This is a genomic window from Clostridium sp. 'White wine YQ' (assembly GCF_028728205.1).
Lineage (GTDB): Bacteria > Bacillota > Clostridia > Clostridiales > Clostridiaceae > Clostridium_T.
This window is the reverse complement of the sequence record NZ_JAQYUU010000001.1, coordinates 1-19,358: the sequence shown is the minus strand read 5'-3', so window position 1 is coordinate 19,358 and position 19,358 is coordinate 1. Positions and strand designations below refer to the sequence as shown.

At 29.3% G+C, this 19,358-nt stretch carries 16 protein-coding genes, 1 tRNA gene and 1 rRNA gene; 4 read left to right on the top strand and 14 right to left on the bottom strand.

Translation table 11 applies throughout. The annotated features are described in order from the left end of the window. Positions 1 to 157 precede the first annotated feature (157 nt). The 4 genes from PTZ02_RS00090 to tsaD form a co-directional block, all read right to left on the bottom strand. Positions 158 to 2,908, bottom strand: coding sequence for a sigma-54-dependent transcriptional regulator (locus PTZ02_RS00090; RefSeq protein WP_274225805.1), 2,751 nt, complete (start codon positions 2,906 to 2,908; stop codon positions 158 to 160). Positions 2,909 to 3,142: 234 nt separating this feature from the next. Then, complete coding sequence (locus tag PTZ02_RS00085) at positions 3,143 to 4,576, bottom strand: S1C family serine protease (RefSeq protein ID WP_274225804.1); 1,434 nt, start codon at positions 4,574 to 4,576, stop codon at positions 3,143 to 3,145. A 231-nt stretch (positions 4,577 to 4,807) separates the two neighbouring features. Beyond that, positions 4,808 to 5,824 (bottom strand): alpha/beta fold hydrolase, encoded by a 1,017-nt coding sequence (locus tag PTZ02_RS00080; protein ID WP_274225803.1) that lies wholly within the window; start codon positions 5,822 to 5,824, stop codon positions 4,808 to 4,810. Between the two features lie 6 nt (positions 5,825 to 5,830). Continuing rightward, positions 5,831 to 6,850, bottom strand: a complete 1,020-nt coding sequence (tsaD, locus tag PTZ02_RS00075) for a tRNA (adenosine(37)-N6)-threonylcarbamoyltransferase complex transferase subunit TsaD (protein WP_274225802.1) — start codon at positions 6,848 to 6,850, stop codon at positions 5,831 to 5,833. Between the two features lie 103 nt (positions 6,851 to 6,953). Between tsaD and PTZ02_RS00070 the strand changes: the two genes are divergently transcribed. Together PTZ02_RS00070 and PTZ02_RS00065 are read left to right on the top strand one after the other, a co-directional pair. Beyond that, on the top strand, positions 6,954 to 7,577 hold the full coding sequence (locus tag PTZ02_RS00070) for a RusA family crossover junction endodeoxyribonuclease (RefSeq protein WP_274225801.1): 624 nt from the start codon (positions 6,954 to 6,956) through the stop codon (positions 7,575 to 7,577). An 8-nt stretch (positions 7,578 to 7,585) separates the two neighbouring features. Then, complete coding sequence (locus tag PTZ02_RS00065; RefSeq protein WP_274225800.1) at positions 7,586 to 8,155, top strand: GDSL-type esterase/lipase family protein; 570 nt, start codon at positions 7,586 to 7,588, stop codon at positions 8,153 to 8,155. Between the two features lie 22 nt (positions 8,156 to 8,177). Here PTZ02_RS00065 and PTZ02_RS00060 read toward each other — a convergent pair whose 3' ends face one another. Next, positions 8,178 to 9,146 (bottom strand): NAD(P)/FAD-dependent oxidoreductase, encoded by a 969-nt coding sequence (locus PTZ02_RS00060; RefSeq protein WP_274225799.1) that lies wholly within the window; start codon positions 9,144 to 9,146, stop codon positions 8,178 to 8,180. A 277-nt stretch (positions 9,147 to 9,423) separates the two neighbouring features. On the opposite strand from PTZ02_RS00060, the gene PTZ02_RS00055 reads away from it, so the two are divergent. Next, entirely contained in the window at positions 9,424 to 9,534 is a 111-nt protein-coding gene (locus tag PTZ02_RS00055; RefSeq protein WP_274225798.1) for a CPC_1213 family protein, read from the top strand. Between the two features lie 121 nt (positions 9,535 to 9,655). Here PTZ02_RS00055 and PTZ02_RS00050 read toward each other — a convergent pair whose 3' ends face one another. From PTZ02_RS00050 to PTZ02_RS00040, 3 genes are read right to left on the bottom strand one after another with little or no spacing between them, the layout of a single operon-like run. After that, positions 9,656 to 10,378: a LytR/AlgR family response regulator transcription factor gene (locus tag PTZ02_RS00050; RefSeq protein WP_274225797.1), complete on the bottom strand. Its 723-nt coding sequence runs from the start codon at positions 10,376 to 10,378 to the stop codon at positions 9,656 to 9,658. A 4-nt stretch (positions 10,379 to 10,382) separates the two neighbouring features. Continuing rightward, entirely contained in the window at positions 10,383 to 11,057 is a 675-nt protein-coding gene (locus tag PTZ02_RS00045; RefSeq protein ID WP_274225796.1) for a histidine kinase, read from the bottom strand. Positions 11,058 to 11,106: 49 nt separating this feature from the next. Continuing rightward, positions 11,107 to 11,991 carry a diacylglycerol/lipid kinase family protein gene (locus tag PTZ02_RS00040; RefSeq protein ID WP_274225795.1) on the bottom strand — a complete coding sequence of 295 codons (885 nt, stop codon included), beginning with the start codon at positions 11,989 to 11,991 and terminating at the stop codon, positions 11,107 to 11,109. A gap of 196 nt (positions 11,992 to 12,187) precedes the next feature. On the opposite strand from PTZ02_RS00040, the gene PTZ02_RS00035 reads away from it, so the two are divergent. Further along, entirely contained in the window at positions 12,188 to 14,059 is a 1,872-nt protein-coding gene (locus tag PTZ02_RS00035; RefSeq protein ID WP_274225794.1) for an LTA synthase family protein, read from the top strand. 60 nt (positions 14,060 to 14,119) lie between these two features. Here the strand turns inward: PTZ02_RS00035 and PTZ02_RS00030 are convergent, their stop codons facing one another. The 6 genes from PTZ02_RS00030 to rrf form a co-directional block, all read right to left on the bottom strand. Then, positions 14,120 to 15,625 (bottom strand): hypothetical protein, encoded by a 1,506-nt coding sequence (locus tag PTZ02_RS00030; RefSeq protein WP_274225793.1) that lies wholly within the window; start codon positions 15,623 to 15,625, stop codon positions 14,120 to 14,122. A gap of 11 nt (positions 15,626 to 15,636) precedes the next feature. Beyond that, entirely contained in the window at positions 15,637 to 17,058 is a 1,422-nt protein-coding gene (locus PTZ02_RS00025) for a sensor histidine kinase (RefSeq protein ID WP_443112607.1), read from the bottom strand. Next, positions 17,046 to 17,726: a response regulator transcription factor gene (locus PTZ02_RS00020; protein ID WP_274225792.1), complete on the bottom strand. Its 681-nt coding sequence runs from the start codon at positions 17,724 to 17,726 to the stop codon at positions 17,046 to 17,048. Before PTZ02_RS00020 ends, PTZ02_RS00025 begins: the two co-directional genes overlap by 13 nt. An 83-nt stretch (positions 17,727 to 17,809) precedes the next feature. Beyond that, positions 17,810 to 18,736, bottom strand: a complete 927-nt coding sequence (locus tag PTZ02_RS00015) for a polysaccharide deacetylase family protein (RefSeq protein WP_274225791.1) — start codon at positions 18,734 to 18,736, stop codon at positions 17,810 to 17,812. Positions 18,737 to 18,956: 220 nt separating this feature from the next. Beyond that, positions 18,957 to 19,031, bottom strand: a tRNA-Asn gene (locus PTZ02_RS00010). Positions 19,032 to 19,036: 5 nt separating this feature from the next. Next, positions 19,037 to 19,153 (bottom strand): 5S ribosomal RNA (gene rrf / locus PTZ02_RS00005). Positions 19,154 to 19,358 lie beyond the last annotated feature (205 nt).

Below are 19,358 nucleotides of genomic sequence, written 5' to 3'. Positions count from 1 at the left end.
AATTAATTACCATTACACAAATTATAAAGCAAGTTCCATGCCAAATATATTTTCATTCAATTTCATAAAGAATGTAGATATTCTGCTAGTTTAGAAATTTTTTCAGTGTGTAAGATGGTTTACACACTGAAAAAGACATTAAATACACAGACATATTCTAATACACAGTCTTAGTATTTTCTACAATCATTCTAACTATAAAAGCAATTTCTGAGTCAACAATATTTAAGTCATATTCTCTCTCAATATTCTTTAATGCTTGTTTAACTAATATAAATTCTTTACTAAATGAACTTCTGTACTTATTTAAATTAGGGAATTCTCTGTCTTTCCCACCATTTTTTATTGTATCTATAAGGAAACATATGTGCATTATCATACCTATCTTTACGTTATGTGGTATTTCTTTATTAAGTAATTCCTCCATCTCGCTAAGTGAAAATCTGATATCTTTAACTAACTTTTTCCCTTCTATTTCAGGAATCTGTTCATCAATTGAATCTGAAACCTTAATAAAATCCTCTTCTGCTTGAATTAATTCATCTAGTTTTTGAATTCCTTCACTAGTTAAAATATCTGGTGCTGAAATGAATGGAATATTATCTAATGTCAGGTTTACAGTTCCTACTATTGCTAATGGCTCATATTTCTCTTTTAACTCTGCAACATTATCATAAAATTCTTTTTTATCTAAAATATTTAAAGGTATTATTTTTAAGCTTGATCCATATTTCAATTTCTTCTTTAAGATTTCTTTAATCCTTTCAGCAGACCCTTCTCCAGTAAAGCATGTAGTTATTATTAACGGCATTTTTCTCTTAGGAGAATTTTCTATAGCTCCCTTAACTCCGAATCTACTTGCTTCTATGCATGAATCATAAACGGAATCTAAATCCCTTCCATTTAATGCTTTTCTTCCTGCCTCAATTACAAGTAAAGTTGTTACCATGTCAATAGTCTTTATGCTAATCCCAGTTTCTACTTTTATTATTTCGCCAAAGTTAGTTAATGACCCCATGTCTACTAAGAGAAGAATTCCTTTTCCCTTATTCATGTTTTTTATCTTACTTTTAGCAAGTTTAAGCATATCTTCTGCTTTCATGCTTAATGGCATATCTAAAGCTTCAACGTACTCCTCACCAATTAATGTATTAGCAACTTCAACCATTGAAGAGGCGGTAGAATGTCCATGCATAATTACTAAAACCCCTACTTTGCCTTCTTTTTTTATATCCACCTCATATGGCTTTGCTGCTAAGAACATTGTTAAATATCCAATTTCATCTAAAGGAATTTGAATATCGAATGCATCGTCTATAAATTTTGCCACTTCCATAGCAACTAAAAATTCATCACCATATTGCGCTCTTATAAGATTTAATTTTGGATGATATATTTTTTTACCTTGCTTAACTCTCTCAATACTACCTTGAAGATGCAATGCTAACCCGAAATATACCTTCTCATCAAAATCTCTAGCGAGTCTTGCTGATGCTAAATTAATTATCTTTTCTACTAAGTCTACAATCTTTATATCAACTATTTTGCTTATTTCATCTTTTCTAAACTTTTCTGGCAAATCCATTATATATTTATTAAAATATCTTTCTATATCGATATTTAATATCTCATTTATTTGTTTTTCCTCTATACCTTTTTGCCTTAAGATTTCTAATTTATTCTCAATGATATCATAAAAAAATTCTCTTTTAGGAATGTCCGAATCATGGAGTTCAATAACAGGAAAATTATCATCTTGATCCTTAAAAGAAAATCTTAATACGTCCCCAACGTTTAAAAGGATGTCGTCAATTTCATCACGATGCTCTTGTAATTTCATTAACCCTCTTTGAACTCTTTGTGGTATATCATTTTGTTCTACAATTATGTAATTTCTTCCATTTGCTTTGTAATTAAGAAATGCTTTTGCACAAGACAACTGAATGTCACTTCTTAATTGACCAATATTATTAGGACAATCGTATAAGAAAAACGAGATTAAAGCATTTTTATTAAAATAAATACTTTTTCCTAATCTATTTGATTCACCTTTTATAAAATCCTGAAGTAAATAATATCTCTCTTTCAGACTTCTTTCCTTTAATGAAGGTAAGGTTATTGTCATAGGAATTCTTCTGGTAAATGTCTTTAATAAGTATGATGCTGGATCTTCTGTTGTAGCTGCAATTATTTGTGCGTCTACATGTATTAAATTTTCTGTATCCCCTAGTGGTCTAAAGTATCCTTTATCTATATAAGTAAACAGCATTTCTTGTGCTTGAGGAGATAGTCTATGAATTTCATCTAAGAAAATCATTCCGCCATCAGCCTTCTTAAGAAGTCCTTCTCTATCTGATTCTGCTCCTGTATAAGCACCTTTCTTAACACCAAATATTTGTGCAATAACTAGTTGTGGATTATCTGCATAATCAGCACAATTGAATCTTACAAATGGTGCATTGCTATCTAATGCTCCTGATTCCTTTGCAAATGTATACATCAATTCTGCAAACATTGACTTTCCTACTCCTGTTTCTCCCAAAATAAGAGTATGAAGTCCTCTTGGTGGGTATAAAATAGCTGCTTTAGCCTGCTGTATTGGAACTTGCAAGCTTAAATCTGCACCAACCATTGAGTCCAAGCTATTATTTACTATTTTTAATGTATCATTACTTTTTACTGAATCATCTTTTGTTTGCCTCTCGCTATTTTCTTCAACTGCGGAATAAACAACTGGCCTTCCATCTATCTTCTTTACCTTTTTTTCTTTATAAAGCTGATTCAAATATCTACTTACATTAGCCCTGTCCAACTCCAAAAAATTACTTACATCATTGGCAGTAACTCCTTCAGCAAAACTTTTTTGCAATTCAACAATTGCATGATATACATCATCTAGTTTGCTCATTTTTTCCCTCCTCAGTTTAAGAATTTTAATATAGCATGAGAATTTATATAAACTAGATACTATTTTCAACTAGTAACATAAATTATTGTTCTACTAAAATTCTATAAGTAAATGATAACATAAAGTTATTATACTATACTTATTAGTATAATAAAATAATCTGTAAAAAAATTAGAGGATAGCCATTTTTCAAAAATCAGCTATCCCCTGTTTTAGATTATCTCAACTATTAAATTATTCATTGCTTTGGGCTTTCATTACAACTTGAAGAGTCAACTCTTTTCCACTTCTCACCACTACTATATTAGCCTTATCTCCCTCTTTTAACTTTGCTTTCTCAGCATTAAGTTGTGCACTAGTTTTAACTGTTTTTCCATTAAAGCCTGTAATTACATCACCAATCTCTATCCCAGCAGTTTCTGCTGGTGATCCATTTTGTATTGCTTTAACTAAAATACCTTCTGGTAATCCTTGTTGCTGTGCTGTATTCTTATCTAGATCCTGAATTATTACTCCCAACATTAAACCTGAAGATGCAACAGTTCCATTATTACTATTGTTTGAATTATTCTTATTTGATGGAGTACTTAATGCACCAAGTTTATCTTTTGCATCATTAATTGGTATTGAGAATCCTATTCCTTCTATTCCATTTTCACTAATTTTTGCGGAATTAATACCAACTACCTCTCCCCTTGAGTTTATTAAGGGACCACCACTATTTCCTGGATTTATAGCTGCATCAGTTTGAATATATACAGATGTACTTCCATCTTGATTTTGAAGAGTTCTATTTGTAGCACTTACAATTCCCTTAGTTACAGTTCCTACAAATTCTTTTCCTAATGGATTTCCTATAGCAATTACATCTTCCCCAGCTTGAAGTTTACTTGAATCTCCAAGTGTTGCTACTCCAGGCATATCAACTTTATCTTGTAATCTTATTAATGCTAAATCTCTGCTTTCATCATAATTTACGACTTTAGCTTTATATTCTTTACCATTGTTGAAGGTTACTTTTACTTCAGTCGCTCCCTGAACTACATGGAAATTAGTTAATATATCCCCATCTTTATTAATTATAAATCCTGAACCTACGCCTTCTTGTTGTTGGCTGAAAAATCCGTTATTTACAATACTCTTTGTTGATACACTAACAACTGCTGGAGCTACCTTTTTTACAGCATCTGTTACAGATAACGTATCTGAATTACTAGTAAATGAAGGTGGTGTATAAAAATTATATGGATCGCTAGATGATGTTTTTAAGTTACCACTTTCTATTTGATTTTTAACTAAAAAATATGTTGATGGTATTGAAACACCAAGCGCTACTGCAACAGATATTCCTCCTACCAAAATATACTTTCCTAACGAATTAAAATTTTTACTTTTCGGTTTCTTTCTTTTCATCTTCTTTTCTTTACCGTTAGAAACCATAACAAAGTCTGGAGTGTATATTTCTTCCTCCGCATTGTTCCCTGCCCCTAAGTTATCAATAGTCTCTACTTCATTATTAACTTCTGAGTTTGAAACAGAACTTACATCACTTTCTATATTTTCTTCATTTTTATTTTCTTCATTATTTATTACTATTTCAGAATTATTTTCTGTATTTACTTCATATGAATTATTTTCATTAATATTATCATCTCTAAAATCGCTCATTAAAATCAAACCTCCCAAAGAAAAATTCATTTTTATTATATCCATAGTCCTAATATAAAATATCAATGTGTCATGTAAATGACAAAACTAACTTTTTTTCTCTATTTTCTAAAATCAAAGAAAAACAGAGTGTGATCCCTGTTTTCTTTTGTAGTGATGAATACTTTTAATTTTTACTACTAATACTATAAAATAATTAATACTATATGTTACTAATATAGTAATTACAATTTATTTCTTGGCGTTCACCTTTGCTTTTTCTAACACATAGTTTATTGCTTCTAAAGTTTTTTCTTTGTCAGATACTGGTATATATTGTCCTTTACTGTTTGTTGATATCTGAGTAATATATCTTGATTTTGACAAAGCTAATAACTTCTTATCTTTATCCATATTTTCTTCTCTAGATACTATTGCAAGAGGGTTATCCCCCAACATTCCTTCTATTTGAGAAGAGCTATCTCCATTCTCTAAATTTATTATTTCATTATAGATAGCTTGGGAATACTTACTTCTTATTCTGTTAGACATATATTCACTTGCTAATTCTTCATCACCTGATGTAACCACACCTTCTGGTACTTTTAATAACCCTAATTTTTCTCTAAAGTATGATATTCCAAAATATGCACTTATATACTCTACTTTATATTTAAATTTACTATCTGAAAAATTTTTGATATACTCCTTGTCCTTTATATATTCTTCATTTATGGGATTGATAAGCACAACCCCTTTTACTATCTCCGGATATGTATTAGCAAAGTTAGTCATAACTAATGAACCGTATCCTGAACCTACCAATATATATGGACCTGTTATATTTGCCTTCTTTAGTGTCAATCGCAAATCATCTGCCTGCTTTTTTAAATCGACTCTACTTCCTCCATCATTATTTCCATAACCTAATCTATTATACTGAAAAGTTTTAATATTATATTTTTCTTTAAAACTTTTTTCTATGGAATTCCATTCATTTAAATCTAATCCCAAATCTGAGTCAAATACTATTGTAAGTTCACCTGATCCCGAATCATTATAAAATACTTTTTTTTCATCTATTCTTGTATATTTAAACCTCGACTTATACTTCTCATTGTATACTTTTCCTAAAACAAGTTGAAATACAGCTAAAGATAATAATATAAAAATAATTACATAAACTGTAGTTTTAATGACCTTTGGAATATTTTTGTTTTTCTTATACTTGAGTCTATTTATACCATTAGAATGATGAAGCATATTCATTTCTCTTTACTTCTCCCCCAGTTTTAAATTTGGCTTTGCATTTAAATCCAACCCACTTGAATCCCCTTTAATCAATTGAAAATAAGCTGCACTTCCAATCATGGCTGCATTATCAGTGCATAACACTAGAGAAGGGAATAGAATCTCAACCCCTATTTTATTTCCTTCTTTAATTAAATTATTTCTCAAATAGCTGTTAGATGCAACCCCTCCAGCTATAGCAATTTTATTGATTTTTCTTTTTTCGCAGGTTGCTAGAACATTTTCTGTAAGCACTTCCACTACTGATTTTTGGAATGATGCTGCTACATCTGCTCTATTTATTTCTTCACCTTGCATATTTTTCTTATTAATATAATTTAATACTGCAGATTTTAACCCTGAAAAAGAAAAATCTAAAGTATCTTCATGGAATTTAGCTTTTGGAAATTTAATTGCATCCGCATTACCTTCTTTTGATATTTTATCGATCTTCGGACCACCTGGATAACCTAATCCTATTGCCCTAGCTACCTTATCAAAAGCTTCACCAGCTGCATCATCTCTAGTTTCACCTAATATCTCATATTCTCCATAATCCTTAACATGAACTATGAATGTATTTCCACCTGAAACAACTAATGATACAAATGGAGGAACTAAGTCTTTATGATCTATAAAATTTGCACAAATATGTCCTTCAATATGATTAACTCCTATTAGTGGTAACTTTAAAGAATATGCTAATCCCTTAGCATATTGCAAGCCTACTAAAAGTGCTCCCACTAGTCCCGGCCCATATGTCACAGCAACTGCATCTATATCTTCTAATGTTACATTTGCTTCCTTTAATGCTTCTTCAACAACCCAGTTTACTGCTTCAATATGTTTTCTAGAAGCTACTTCTGGAACGACTCCACCAAATTTTTCATGTATATCTATTTGAGATGCTATAATATTTGATAAAACTTCTCTTCCATTTATTACAATGGCAGCTGATGTTTCATCACAAGAGCTCTCAATGGATAAAATAATTTTTTTCTCCATAATACTACCTCATATATCAAATTCATTCATATTGTATTATACTTTATAGAGAATATATTATCAATTTAAAGAGTCTTACAATTTTATAACAAGGAGAATATATATGAATAAATCTTATGCTAAGGTTATTGTGAAGGGGTCTCCAATATCTAAATCTAATTTTAAATTATTTAATACAAATGGAAGGGCAATACTCCCCTATAACTCTGGCAAATATCATGATAGATATGCACTTTACGAAGAAGAAATTTCTTATGAAGCGAGAGTACAGAATCCAAATATTGTTCTAGAAGAGGGTTTGATAGCAATACTTAAAGTTTATTATAAGAGTTCTAAACGACATCCTGATACTAACAATATAACAAAAAGTATTTTTGATGGAGTTGAAAAAAGTGGCCTTATTGTTAATGATGCTCAAATAAAAACAATTTATATAGAAGAATTTTATGACAAAGAAAATCCTCGTTTTGAGTTAGAGTTATTTGGTGAAAGTGAATATGAAATAGAATACACTATAAAACCTAAAGAAATTAAAAGTGAAAAGTTAATCTACTCTCCAGCCTCTAATGGGAAAAAGCTTATTAAGAATACCACTTCTAAAACTTCAGAAAATAATAACTTATTAATTTGTGAGTTTTGTAATAAACCTATTAAGTCAAATGATTATATAAAAGCAAATAAAGGCAAAACCTTAGTTTGTAAAAACTGTTTTAACAAGTTGTTTTGAGGTGAAAAATGGATATAGTTTTTTTAGGTGATAGTCTTACTTTTGGATATGGTGTACATAAGGAGGACTCCTGGGTAAACAGAATATGTGCAAATTGTAATTTTTCTTATTTAAATAAAGGTGTAAATGGGGATACAACTGTAGGAATGCTTTCAAGAGTTTGGCGCGATGTAATTAATATTGCACCAAAATTTTGCTTCATTCTTGCTGGTACAAATGATTTTTTAATGGAAAGGCCTTATAAAACTATATTAGAAAATATTGTTTTATTGCATAAGGAATGCGAAGATAACAACATTAAAACCACCATCTTGATTCCACCTTTCATAGATAAGAATAAATCAATAAACCTTTGGAGTTCCTATCCTGATTATAATCAAATAAACAAATCAATAATTAATCTAAAGAACGAGTTAGTAAATATATTTGATAAGGAAAAAATAATTGATTTATACTCTGTTACTGAAGAAGCTTACTTTAATGGTGAAGATATCTATATTGATGGTATTCATTTAAATAAAAAGGGACATATTCTAATATCAGAGTATATAGTAAATAAATTGAAGCAGAAATCATAGATTTCTGCTTCAATTATTATAACTAAGCCTTACTGGTTGAACGAATAAGCTTAGCAACCTCTTCCCCTGCTTTTTCTCCTTGAATAATAGCATCATCAGCCCAATACCTTGGATTTAATACTGATCCTACAGCAAATACACCTTTTTGAGATGTCATAAATTTATCATTTACATAAGCTGCTTCATTATTATCAACTAACTCTACTTTTGCTTTCTTTAAGAGATCTATTTCAGATTTCCATGCTACTGTAAGCAGTAAGCTATCACACAACAACTCTTTTCGTTCTTTAGAGATTACATTTTCAATTACAAGCCCTGTTATTCTCTCTTTCCCAAAAACATCTTTTATTTTTGAATTAAAGTAAATTGGAATATTATATAAATCTATAATCTCCCTATTCTCCGTAATCCTTGCCCTAATTTCATTACTACTTTCAATTAAAGCTTTAACACTTGCACCTTCTGTAATAAGTCTTCTAGCAATAATAAGTGCTCTATCATTAGTACCAAAAATTATTATCGACTTTCCTGGCAAATATCCCTGTAAATTTACAAACTTATGTGCTGTTCCTAATGTATAAATACCTGAATAGCTTTTTGTAGCTATTTCTATATTTCCAGTATATTTTTCTCTTGCTCCAGTTGCGAAAATGATACTTTTACCTTTAATTGATACTATTCCATCATTAGAATTTACATATGTTATTATTTTATCTTTTGTAACATCTAAAACTAAGGAAGATAACTTACACTCTATTCTGCTTTCCTCAATCTTATCAACAAGATGCTGCATTAATTCCGTACCTGTTACTTTTTTATTTAAAATCTTCTCACCAAATCCATAATGAATGCAAGGCATAAGTGCTCCACCTAAATATTCTTCTCTTTCTATAATAAGAATATTATCTATTCCATTCTCCTTCGCTTTTAAAGCTGAAGACATTCCAGCAGGTCCTCCACCGATAATTACTAAATCATAAACTGTCATCATAAGACTCAATTCCTTTCCAGGTGAGAATAGTTTTATTAAATACCTAATTACATATATATTTTATCATAGGGGATTTATTTTTTAAAATAAATTTGTTTCTATTAACTGGTTTTAAGTTCAACTAAAAAATTTATTCTTGTTTGAAAATGTCCAGGAAATTACATTTTCAAACAAGAGTAAATTAAGTTTCCTATAAAAAACCCTATAAATCCTAATAGTTTCTTTAAAACTGTATAAACTAAGTAGGAATATTTTTATGTAATAAGGAGGTGCAGTGATGGCAAAAAAAGATAATACTAAATCAAATAATAAAAAGCATATTGACCATGATCCTCGTACAGAAAGCGCTAAAGCAACTTTTTCAAGTGAAAAACATAAATGTAATTAAATTATTTTATAATATAAATAAAACTTGGATATACCAAGTTTTATTTACATATATAATACTATGTTATGTAGAATTATAATATTAACTAATAACTTATTTATGTAAGAATAAATTAAATTCCCTATATCTTAAAAATTTCCTTAATAGTTTTTTGATAATTTCTACTTACAGGAACCTTTTCCTCTGTCCCTTTCAATTTTAATATGTACGTTCCACTCGCCCAGGGAATAATATTTTCTATTAAATCTAAATTTACTAAATACTTTCTATGGCATTTAATAAAATTAAAATCAACTAATCTTGATTCCATTGAATTTAAAGGTTCTTCTGATATAAAAGAACCATTTGAAGTTATTACTTCAACATTACCTTCACTTGCTGAACAATAAATTATACTTTCAACATCTAATAAACTTAACTTATCATTATATTTAATAGGTATTTTTTTAACTAACTTAGGCTTTACTACAGAATAGTTATCATAAATTTTAGCCCTAAGCCTATTCATAGTATTTTCTATTCTTCTTGGATGAAATGGTTTTAACACATAGTCCCTTGCATCAATCTCAAATGCTTTAATCGCATAATCCCCATGAGCAGTAATAAAAACTATCTCAATATTTCGGCGTAATTTCTTAATCTCTTCAGCAACCATGAATCCATTTATTTCTGGCATGGAAACATCTAAAAAAACCACATCTGGTTCTAATTCCTTGATTTCTTTAATCGCCTGATGAGGGTCTGTATATTTACCAATGATTTTTACGTCGTTTTCTTTTAAAAGTAAATACTCCAATTCTTCCAATGCAATATTCTCATCATCAACCAAAGCTATTTTTAACATTCTCCTACTCCTTAAGGTTATTTTTCGCCATTACTATTCTTAATATTACACCATTATCATTTCTGGTTGTTTTAATTTCATATCCATATTTTCTATGGAAATTCATACTGAATTCATCGATATTTTGAGGAAAATTTCCTAAGTAATTGATTTCTAATAGTAAATGGTCTTTTTCTATGATATCGATTATGTCAATTCTTCCTGACCCCTTACTTTTTATTATTCCTTCCCTTAGCAAAAAGTAACATAAATCTATTATAGAATTCTTGAATATAATAAATACACTATTACTTTCCGCAATAGAATAATCAAATTTTTCTTGAAATCTAGCCTTCTGTATTGAAAGATATGCATCTAATACATCTAACTCCTCTTTTAACTTTACGGTGATATTTTTATTTTCAAGAAAGTATCTAAGGTATCCACTTAGATCTAGCAGTAATCGTCGTGCAATATTTGCGTCTGCCCTACAATAATAGATGATAGTATTAATAGCGTTAAATAAAAAATGAGTATCTAATGTTATTTCTCTACCTCCAACTTGAAACTTACTACTAGTTAATATAGTGAAAATTATGCAGCTTAATAAAATAATTATTAACCAATAATTAGGAAGAAATTTAATCAATAAACCTTGTGTAACTATAATAATTGTAAACAAAATTCTTTTTTTATTCATAGTTTTTTTATCGTAATTATATTACATTAACTTTACACATAATAAAATATTAATTGTTAGGAATTATCATATCCAATTTTGAAGGAAGTATTAGAAACTCAACCTCTTTCCCTCTTACTATCTCCCCATCAATATTTATGGTAAATTCATTTTTAGACTTCGCCTTTATGTTCTGAATTTTTGAATACTTTACTTCCTTAATTCCATAACTATGTACTCCTTTTAAAACTTTAGGAATTTCTCTAATTAACTTAAATATTGATATTGCTTTAATTAAATATAATTCTAATGCCCCATCTGTTATATTGGCAAAAGGAGCAATTTTTATTCCTCCCCCATAATATTTACCATTAGCTACTGCCATTAAAAATATCTTATCATTTATAGGCTGTCCATCTAGTTCAAACTCGATTTCAACGCCTTTAAATCTCAATGCAGTTATAAAAATACTTATAAAATAAGCAAATGGTCCACTTATAAACTTATACTTTTTATATTTTCTCGCATTATATACTACTTCTGCATCAAACCCTATTGATGATATATTTATGAAATATTTATTATTTACTTTTGCTAAATCAATTTTCTTAAAATCACCTCTTATAGTCTTTATTAATAACTCGTCATCCTGTTCATCCCATATACTTCTTATAAAATCATTTCCTGAACCTGCTGGTATTACTCCAAGTATACTGTCTGTTCCTACTAACCCGTTAACCACCTCATTTAATGTTCCATCTCCTCCTATTGCATAAACCCTATATCTGTCTCTAGATGTAAGCTCTCTTACTACCTCAGTAGCATGTCCAACTCTTTCTGTTATAATGATTTCATATTCTTCATTGATTTTAGTAAATATCTTTTCTATTTTATCTTTATATTCTAATGCTCTTCCTTTACCAGCTTCAGGGTTAATTATAAATAAATGTTTCATTTTACCTCCAAGATAACATAATTAATTTCTTATATAACATCATTGTACATATTTATTATCATCTCTACAACAATTCTATTCTTCTCTACCTTCTTACATAGCTAACAATTTACATTTAGTTATTATTTTGTTATTTGATTTATATATACAGTTAGGATATAATTTTTAGGTAAACGCTACATTCAGGAGGAGAAAAATGAATTTAACGAATTTAAAAGTTTCTATAATAGAAAATTTCAAAGCACAATTAACAAAGAATACAATTCTTAGAGTCGTTTTCTATTTACTACTAGTAATTTCAATAACACTTAAGGGGATTTATTTTCAAGGATTTGTAGGAAGTAAAACACCTTATAATTTTAGTTTTGGGACAGGCTATAGTTCTGTTTCTCCATTTATGAATTACTATATTGCATTTGCAGTAGTATTCTTAAGTTTTACACTTCTATTTAAAGGAAAAGGAAAATGGATATTCCCATTAATAATAAATGCTCTACTAACATTTCTATTTGTATTAGATCTGTGGTATTTTCGTGGTTTCCAGACAGTTCCTTCTGTAATTGTTGCAACACAAACTGCTAACTTAGATAATATGTCTGGATCAATTTTATCACTTACTACAAAACTTGATTTTATATTTGTTATAGATTTTTTAGTATTAATTCCTTATATAATTATTTTTAGAAAGAGCTTTAAAAAGGTAAAAAGTAATTTTAAAGGCTTTGCAGCTGCTTTTCTAATTTCTATTATATACATTGGTTATGTTCCTTTTAATATAAATGTTTTAGGAAATAAAGATGTTAGGAACTCCTATTTATTTTCTAACTATGATGCAACGAATACAGCTAAGTACTTTTCTTCTATCGGCTATCACTTATTTGATGTTTATAATACATATAAAGATTTAAAGCCATATAAGTTAACCGCAGATGAACAAAAAGAAGTTAAAGACTTCTATGCTAAAAAGAATGAAAATTTACCTGACAACAACTATAAAGGATTATTTAATGGTAAAAATCTTTTAATAATTCAAGTGGAATCCTTAGAGAACTTTGTAATTGGACAAAAAGCTGATGGCCAAGAAATAACTCCAAACTTAAACAAAATTTTAAATAACTCAATATACTTCCCTCATGTTTTTGAACAAGTTAATGAAGGTACAAGTTCTGATTCAGACTTAATGGTTAATACTGGCATGCTTCCACTGAAGAAAGGAAGTACATTCTTTAGATATCCAAATAGGGATTATATATCACTTCCTAAACTATTAGGGGATAAGGGTTATGAATCAACTGCTATACATCCTGATAAGGGAAGCTTCTGGAACTATGCTGATGGACTAAAGGGAATTGGGTTCAATAACTTTATAGACTACTATTCCTTTAATCCTGATGAAGTTATAGGACTTGGATTAAGCGATGAAACTTATTTTAAGCAAGTAGTACCTATGATTAAGAAAATGAAACAACCTTTTTATACTTTTACAGTAACATTAACAAACCATGGTCCTTTTGAACTACCTGATAAATATAAAGAATTAAATTTAACTGGTGAATTAAAAGATTCTTTATTAGGTAATTCCTTCCAAACAGTGCATTATACAGATAAACAAATAGGAATGTTCTTAAATGAGTTAGATAAAAATGGATTGCTTGATAATACTGTTGTTGTAATTGAAGGTGACCACACTGGAGTCCACAAATATTATAATGATAAAGTTAATGAAATGAAAAACCCAGAAAATTGGTGGTTAGATAATAATATTTCATCAGTTCCATATATAGTTTATCAAAAGAATTACAATAATCCTGTAAAGATTGATACTTATGGTGGACAAGTTGATATGATGCCAACTATATCATATTTGATGGGTGTTGATGAAAGTAAGTATATCAATAGTGCTTTAGGAAGAAACTTATTAAAAACAAATAAATCCTTTGCTTATTTGACTAATGGAACACTAAGAGGAACATTAAGCAAAGAAGATCAAGATTTATATAAGCAAGTTTTTGATATCTCTGATAAAATGATTAAGAGTGATTATTTTAAGAATTACACAGATAAATAAAAAAGAGACCAGGTAAAACTCATAATTGAGATTTTATCTGGTCTTTATTTTTAGAACAACTTAATTATCAATTAGTGATGCATTTTTAATAAATACATTTTTCCATGCCTTCACAAAATCACCATCAGCCCATTCAGCCATTATCACTGACTCATCCTTATCTTTATTTATTATCTTGATTGGTTGTCCTTTTAGGCTCCCATCTTCCACTTCATACACTAATATTTTATCATCTAGAACTAATAGAGCTAGCTTTCCATTTGGTGATGTATAAATATCTTTAACTAATGGATTTTCTGCTTTTATTATACTCCACTTTACTGATAGGTCATCAAAATTTACAAGTTTCTTTGTATTTACAGTTCTTATATCAAAATCAATAGGTTTATCACCTTTTCTTAAAACTCTTCCTTCTAGGATCCATCTACCACTTTTTCTCACCAGTGATATCTCTGTGGTATCTAACTTAACTTGTGCTTCCTCTTCATTACGATTTAATGCTACATCTGCTGCATTTTTAAATGCTTCATACCCATCAATACCATTTAATAACTCTATTGATACTCCTCTATCTGCATATATATTATCTACTGGAATTATTTTAAATCTACCACTTTCCTCTGAATATCTATCATTAAATTCTTCAGTTGATATATAGTTGTTTCCTATAAAGAGTAAATTTACAAGTTTACTACCTTGTTCAATACCATATCTTGATGCTTCTCCCCCTAATGATTCTTTATCAAGTAATGATTCTGAGGATTTTATTTTCGCATCATTCTTACTATTTATTGGGTAAGTATCAAAGAATTCATACCTAATTCCATTTTTAACATAACTATCAGGTACTAATTCCCAAAAACCTTTAAGTCTAGGATATAAGATATTTTCTCTTTGATATATCGGCAAAACCTGTCCAGTCGCATAGGATATCCAAAGTGTTCTATATTTTTCTGCTCCTACACTTCCATCTTCATTTACTCCCCTTGCCTTTTTCAGCCCTAAATAAAGACCTATTGGTTTATTATTACTATCTTTCAGACTAACGCTATTAGTTGTATTTAAATCATTGTTCTTTACTGGATAATCATCTATACTTTGAGATACATTCTTTAACTTATATATACAATCTTCATTTATTGCTAGAATAGTATCGTCATCTACTTTAATTACTTCAGAGATTAGCACATTATTTTTCAGTATACTTATTACATCAACATCTCTATCTTCGTCAGCTATTATTTCTTTATCTATTTTATATTCAAAAGTTAAATATTGTTTCAAATTTACGACTCTAAGCTTATATTCTATTCCCTCATAAGAACTATTTTCTATGAAAGCTTTTTCAGCTTCAAAATAATAATACTCTTTTGATACACCTTTATTTGTATTGTCTTTCATGTTATAAGCAGATATTTTCTGCCACTTACCATCTAAGTGAATGCTTTGAGATGTAGGAGGTATAAGTCTTTTAAAATCATTTCCTGATACCTTGAACTTTGAAAATATCAATACAAATGCAAGAATACTTAAAAGCACTATCATTAATTTAATTTCTTTTTTCATTCTTCCTCCTTTTAATCTCTAAAGGCAGTAGGAAGTTTTATAACTACCTCTGTTCCAACTGATAACTTGCTATATATCTCTAAGCTTCCTCCATGTTGTGAAACAATTTCATCACAAATAGACAATCCAATTCCATTCTGAGATCTGGAATTCTTTCCTTTAACGAATTTTTCTTTAATCTTAGGTAATATATCTTCTTCAATTCCGCATCCATTATCTTTAAGCTTGATTAGAATTTGACTACTATTCTTTTCCTTGCTTATTGATAATTCTACTCTTCCGCCAGGCTCAGTAAAATTAAAAGCATTATCTATTATATTAATAAAAACTTGCTTCATCCTATCTCCATCTGCCCATATTTCAGGAAGGTTTTCTTCTATATTAACTAGAAACTCTATGTTATCTCTATTTGCCCTAGGTGTCATGTATATTCCAATATAATCTACTATATCTTTTATTGATATCATTTCTTTTTTTAGAGCTATTTTCCCGGAAATAAGCCTTGAGAAATCTAATAACTCTTCTACCATATTAGATAGACGTTCTGTTTCTTTTTCAATAATTCCCAATCCCATTTTTAAAACTTCTTCATCAGAATAATCACCATTTATAGTAATCACCCATCCTTTTATAGCTGTCAAAGGAGTTCTAAGCTCGTGTGACACTGAAGATATAAAATCATTCTTTAGTTTTTCTCTTTTTGATAATTCTTCAGCCATATAATTAAGTGTTGCTGATAGTTTTCCTATCTCATCTTTAGAATTATTAAGACTCCTTATGTTTAAATCTCCTGATGCCATAGTTTCAGCAACAGTAGTTAACTCTTTAATTGGATTAATTATTCCTTTTGCTAAAATTAAACTAATAATTGCTCCAATAGCTAGTACGATTAATGAAATTGTGATAAAAAATATTGCAATTCCTTTTATTGAACTATTTACTTCCTTAAGAGAAATAACGTATCTAAGCACACCTTTAATCTCTCCTGAAGATTTAAGTGGATAAGATATAGCCATTACTTCATCATCATAATAACTTACTTTTCCTATCCATCTTTCATAATCACCTTTAGCAGCCTTTTTAACATCTGAAGTATCTATTACATTCTTATCCTTTACTCCCATAGAATCCATAAGAAGTTTACCATTCGTATCTAATATTTGTACTTCAGCATTACTTTCACTCCAAAAAACATCAATATTGTTATAAATATTTTCTTCAAGTGATGTATACGAGAAATATTTATTATAAAAATCGGCTGATGTTTTTATTTCACTCTTTAGTACTTGTTCAGTGCTATCATAATAGTATCTTTTTATATAATTTATCATTAGAATATTCAAAATCAAAACTATAAAAAATATAACCAATATGAAGTATTTAACCATCTTGGTTCTAACACTTTTATTCATGTACATTTTTATTCCTTCCATCTATACCCCGTTCCCCAGACTGTCTCTATATGATCTGGAACTGAAGGATTGTCTTCAATCTTTGATCTAAGTCTTCTTATGTTAACATCAACTATTTTCGAATCACCAAAAAAATTGTAATCCCATACTAAATTCAATAATTCATCTCTTGTAAATGCTTTCCCTGGATTCTCCATGAATATCTTAAGCATCATATACTCCTTTGGAGTTAAGTCAATTTCCACATTACTTTTATATACTTTTTGTGAATAGACATCTATCAGGAATTCACCACTTTCAATCCTATCTGTTTCTTTGTCTTCAATATCCAATCTTCTTAATAGAGATTTTACCCTCAATGTTAATTCAATTGGATTAAATGGCTTCACAACATAATCATCTGCCCCATATTCTAGTCCCATAATCTTATCTATGTCCTGTCCCTTGGCTGTAAGCATTATTATTCCCATTTTAGGATGTTCTTTTCTTAGCACTTCACATACTTTATATCCATCTATGCCTGGAAGCATCAAATCTAGAAGTGTTACATCAGGTTTTTCGAGTAAAGCCTTTTGTATTCCTTCTTCTCCATTTGCGGCTTCTATAACTTCAAAATCATTTCTTTTAAAGTTTATATTTAAAAAACCTCTTATGCTATCTTCGTCTTCAACAATCAGTATCTTATACATTTTTTCACCTCAAAAAAAGTAATAGTAAAATAGAGAAGTATCTACTTCTCTATAAATTATACCATGTTTTCATAAAGTTAATCTTATTTTATTATATCAAATTGGTATCCTTCTCTTCTTAAATCATCTATTATTTCTGGCAGCACGTTAGCTGTTTCCTCTTTTCCATAAGAGTCATGCATTAATATAACTAGATCATTATCTTTTTTATTTAAATTTTGAGTATCTTTGAATTTCTTAAAAAGTCCATCTTTTGTCTTTTTCTTGCTTTCTGCATCACCAATAATACAGTTCCAATCAATGTAATAAAGTCCTCTAGAAAGAAGTTGCTTGTCCACTTCATCTTCTCCTTTCCACGACATATGTCCCCCTGGATATCTTATTGCCTTTGGAGTATATTTTTCCCCTAAAATCGAATTTATAGAGTTATTTGTCCTATCTATTTCCTGCATGAACGCATTTGTATCTACTACTCCATGCGGATATAAAACATTAAATTTATGTGTATATGTATGATTACCTATAGAATTACCTTCTTCTACTATTCTCCTTAGTACATTCTTTGATGCTTCTGATTTATCAATAAGTTCCCCTAATACAAAAAAAGTGGCTTTTATATTGTTTTGCTTTAATATATCTAGTATCTTAGGTGTAACAGTTGTAGAAGGGCCGTCATCAAATGTAAGATACGCTACTTTTCTATCTTTATGTAAATTTGTATGATTTATTAACATATTATGTACACTTATTACATTACTTCCTTCTTTTTCTTTTGATATATCTTCTATTTGTTGTTCATTTTTTTCAGTTATATTAGGTACTTGATTATCTTTTTCTGCATCAATTGCTGATATTACCTTTTGTTGTTTATTACCTATAGCTGATGTTTTTATTGTTTCACTCCTACTATTTAATACTTTATAAAACATAATTGCAGATAAACTGCTTACTATAACTGTACTAACTAACAATTTAAAAAATGAAGTTACTCTCCAGCCTCTCTTTTTCATAATACTCCCCCCATATATATATTATTATTATCGTACAAACACTGTGTAACAAATATATGAATTTGTATTACAAATTAATTAATATATTATTAAATCTTATATTTATAGGAGAAACTTGTGAAAAGTCTATCTTATCTATTGCTTAATCTTATTTATAATAATTTATTGAAAATAAAAAAATCCAGCTTTCGCTGAATTTAGTTACTACTTATTTAAATTATGGCTCCGCGGAGAGGGCTCGAACCTCCAACCTATCGGTTAACAGCCGAGTGCTCCACCATTGAGCTACCGCGGAACAAGAATTGGCGATTCCCTACTCTCCCACACAGTCTCCCGTGCAGTACCATCGGCATCTCAAAGCTTAACCGTCCTGTTCGAAATGGGAAGGGGTGTTACCTTTGTATCATCATCACCAATTTTACCTCTAAATTTGCTATATTCTTCGCACTGCTGTGTCAACTTCGTCACTGCGAGGCTCACATAGCTAAAGTATGCTGCGCTTCTCGTTCCTCGTTTCCTTGCATTGCTCGAATCTATCAAATTTAATGTGAATTAACTTTTGTTAGTTAATTATTTTTTGAAAAAACTTTATGTTCTTTCAAAATTGCACACAGTATCCAGT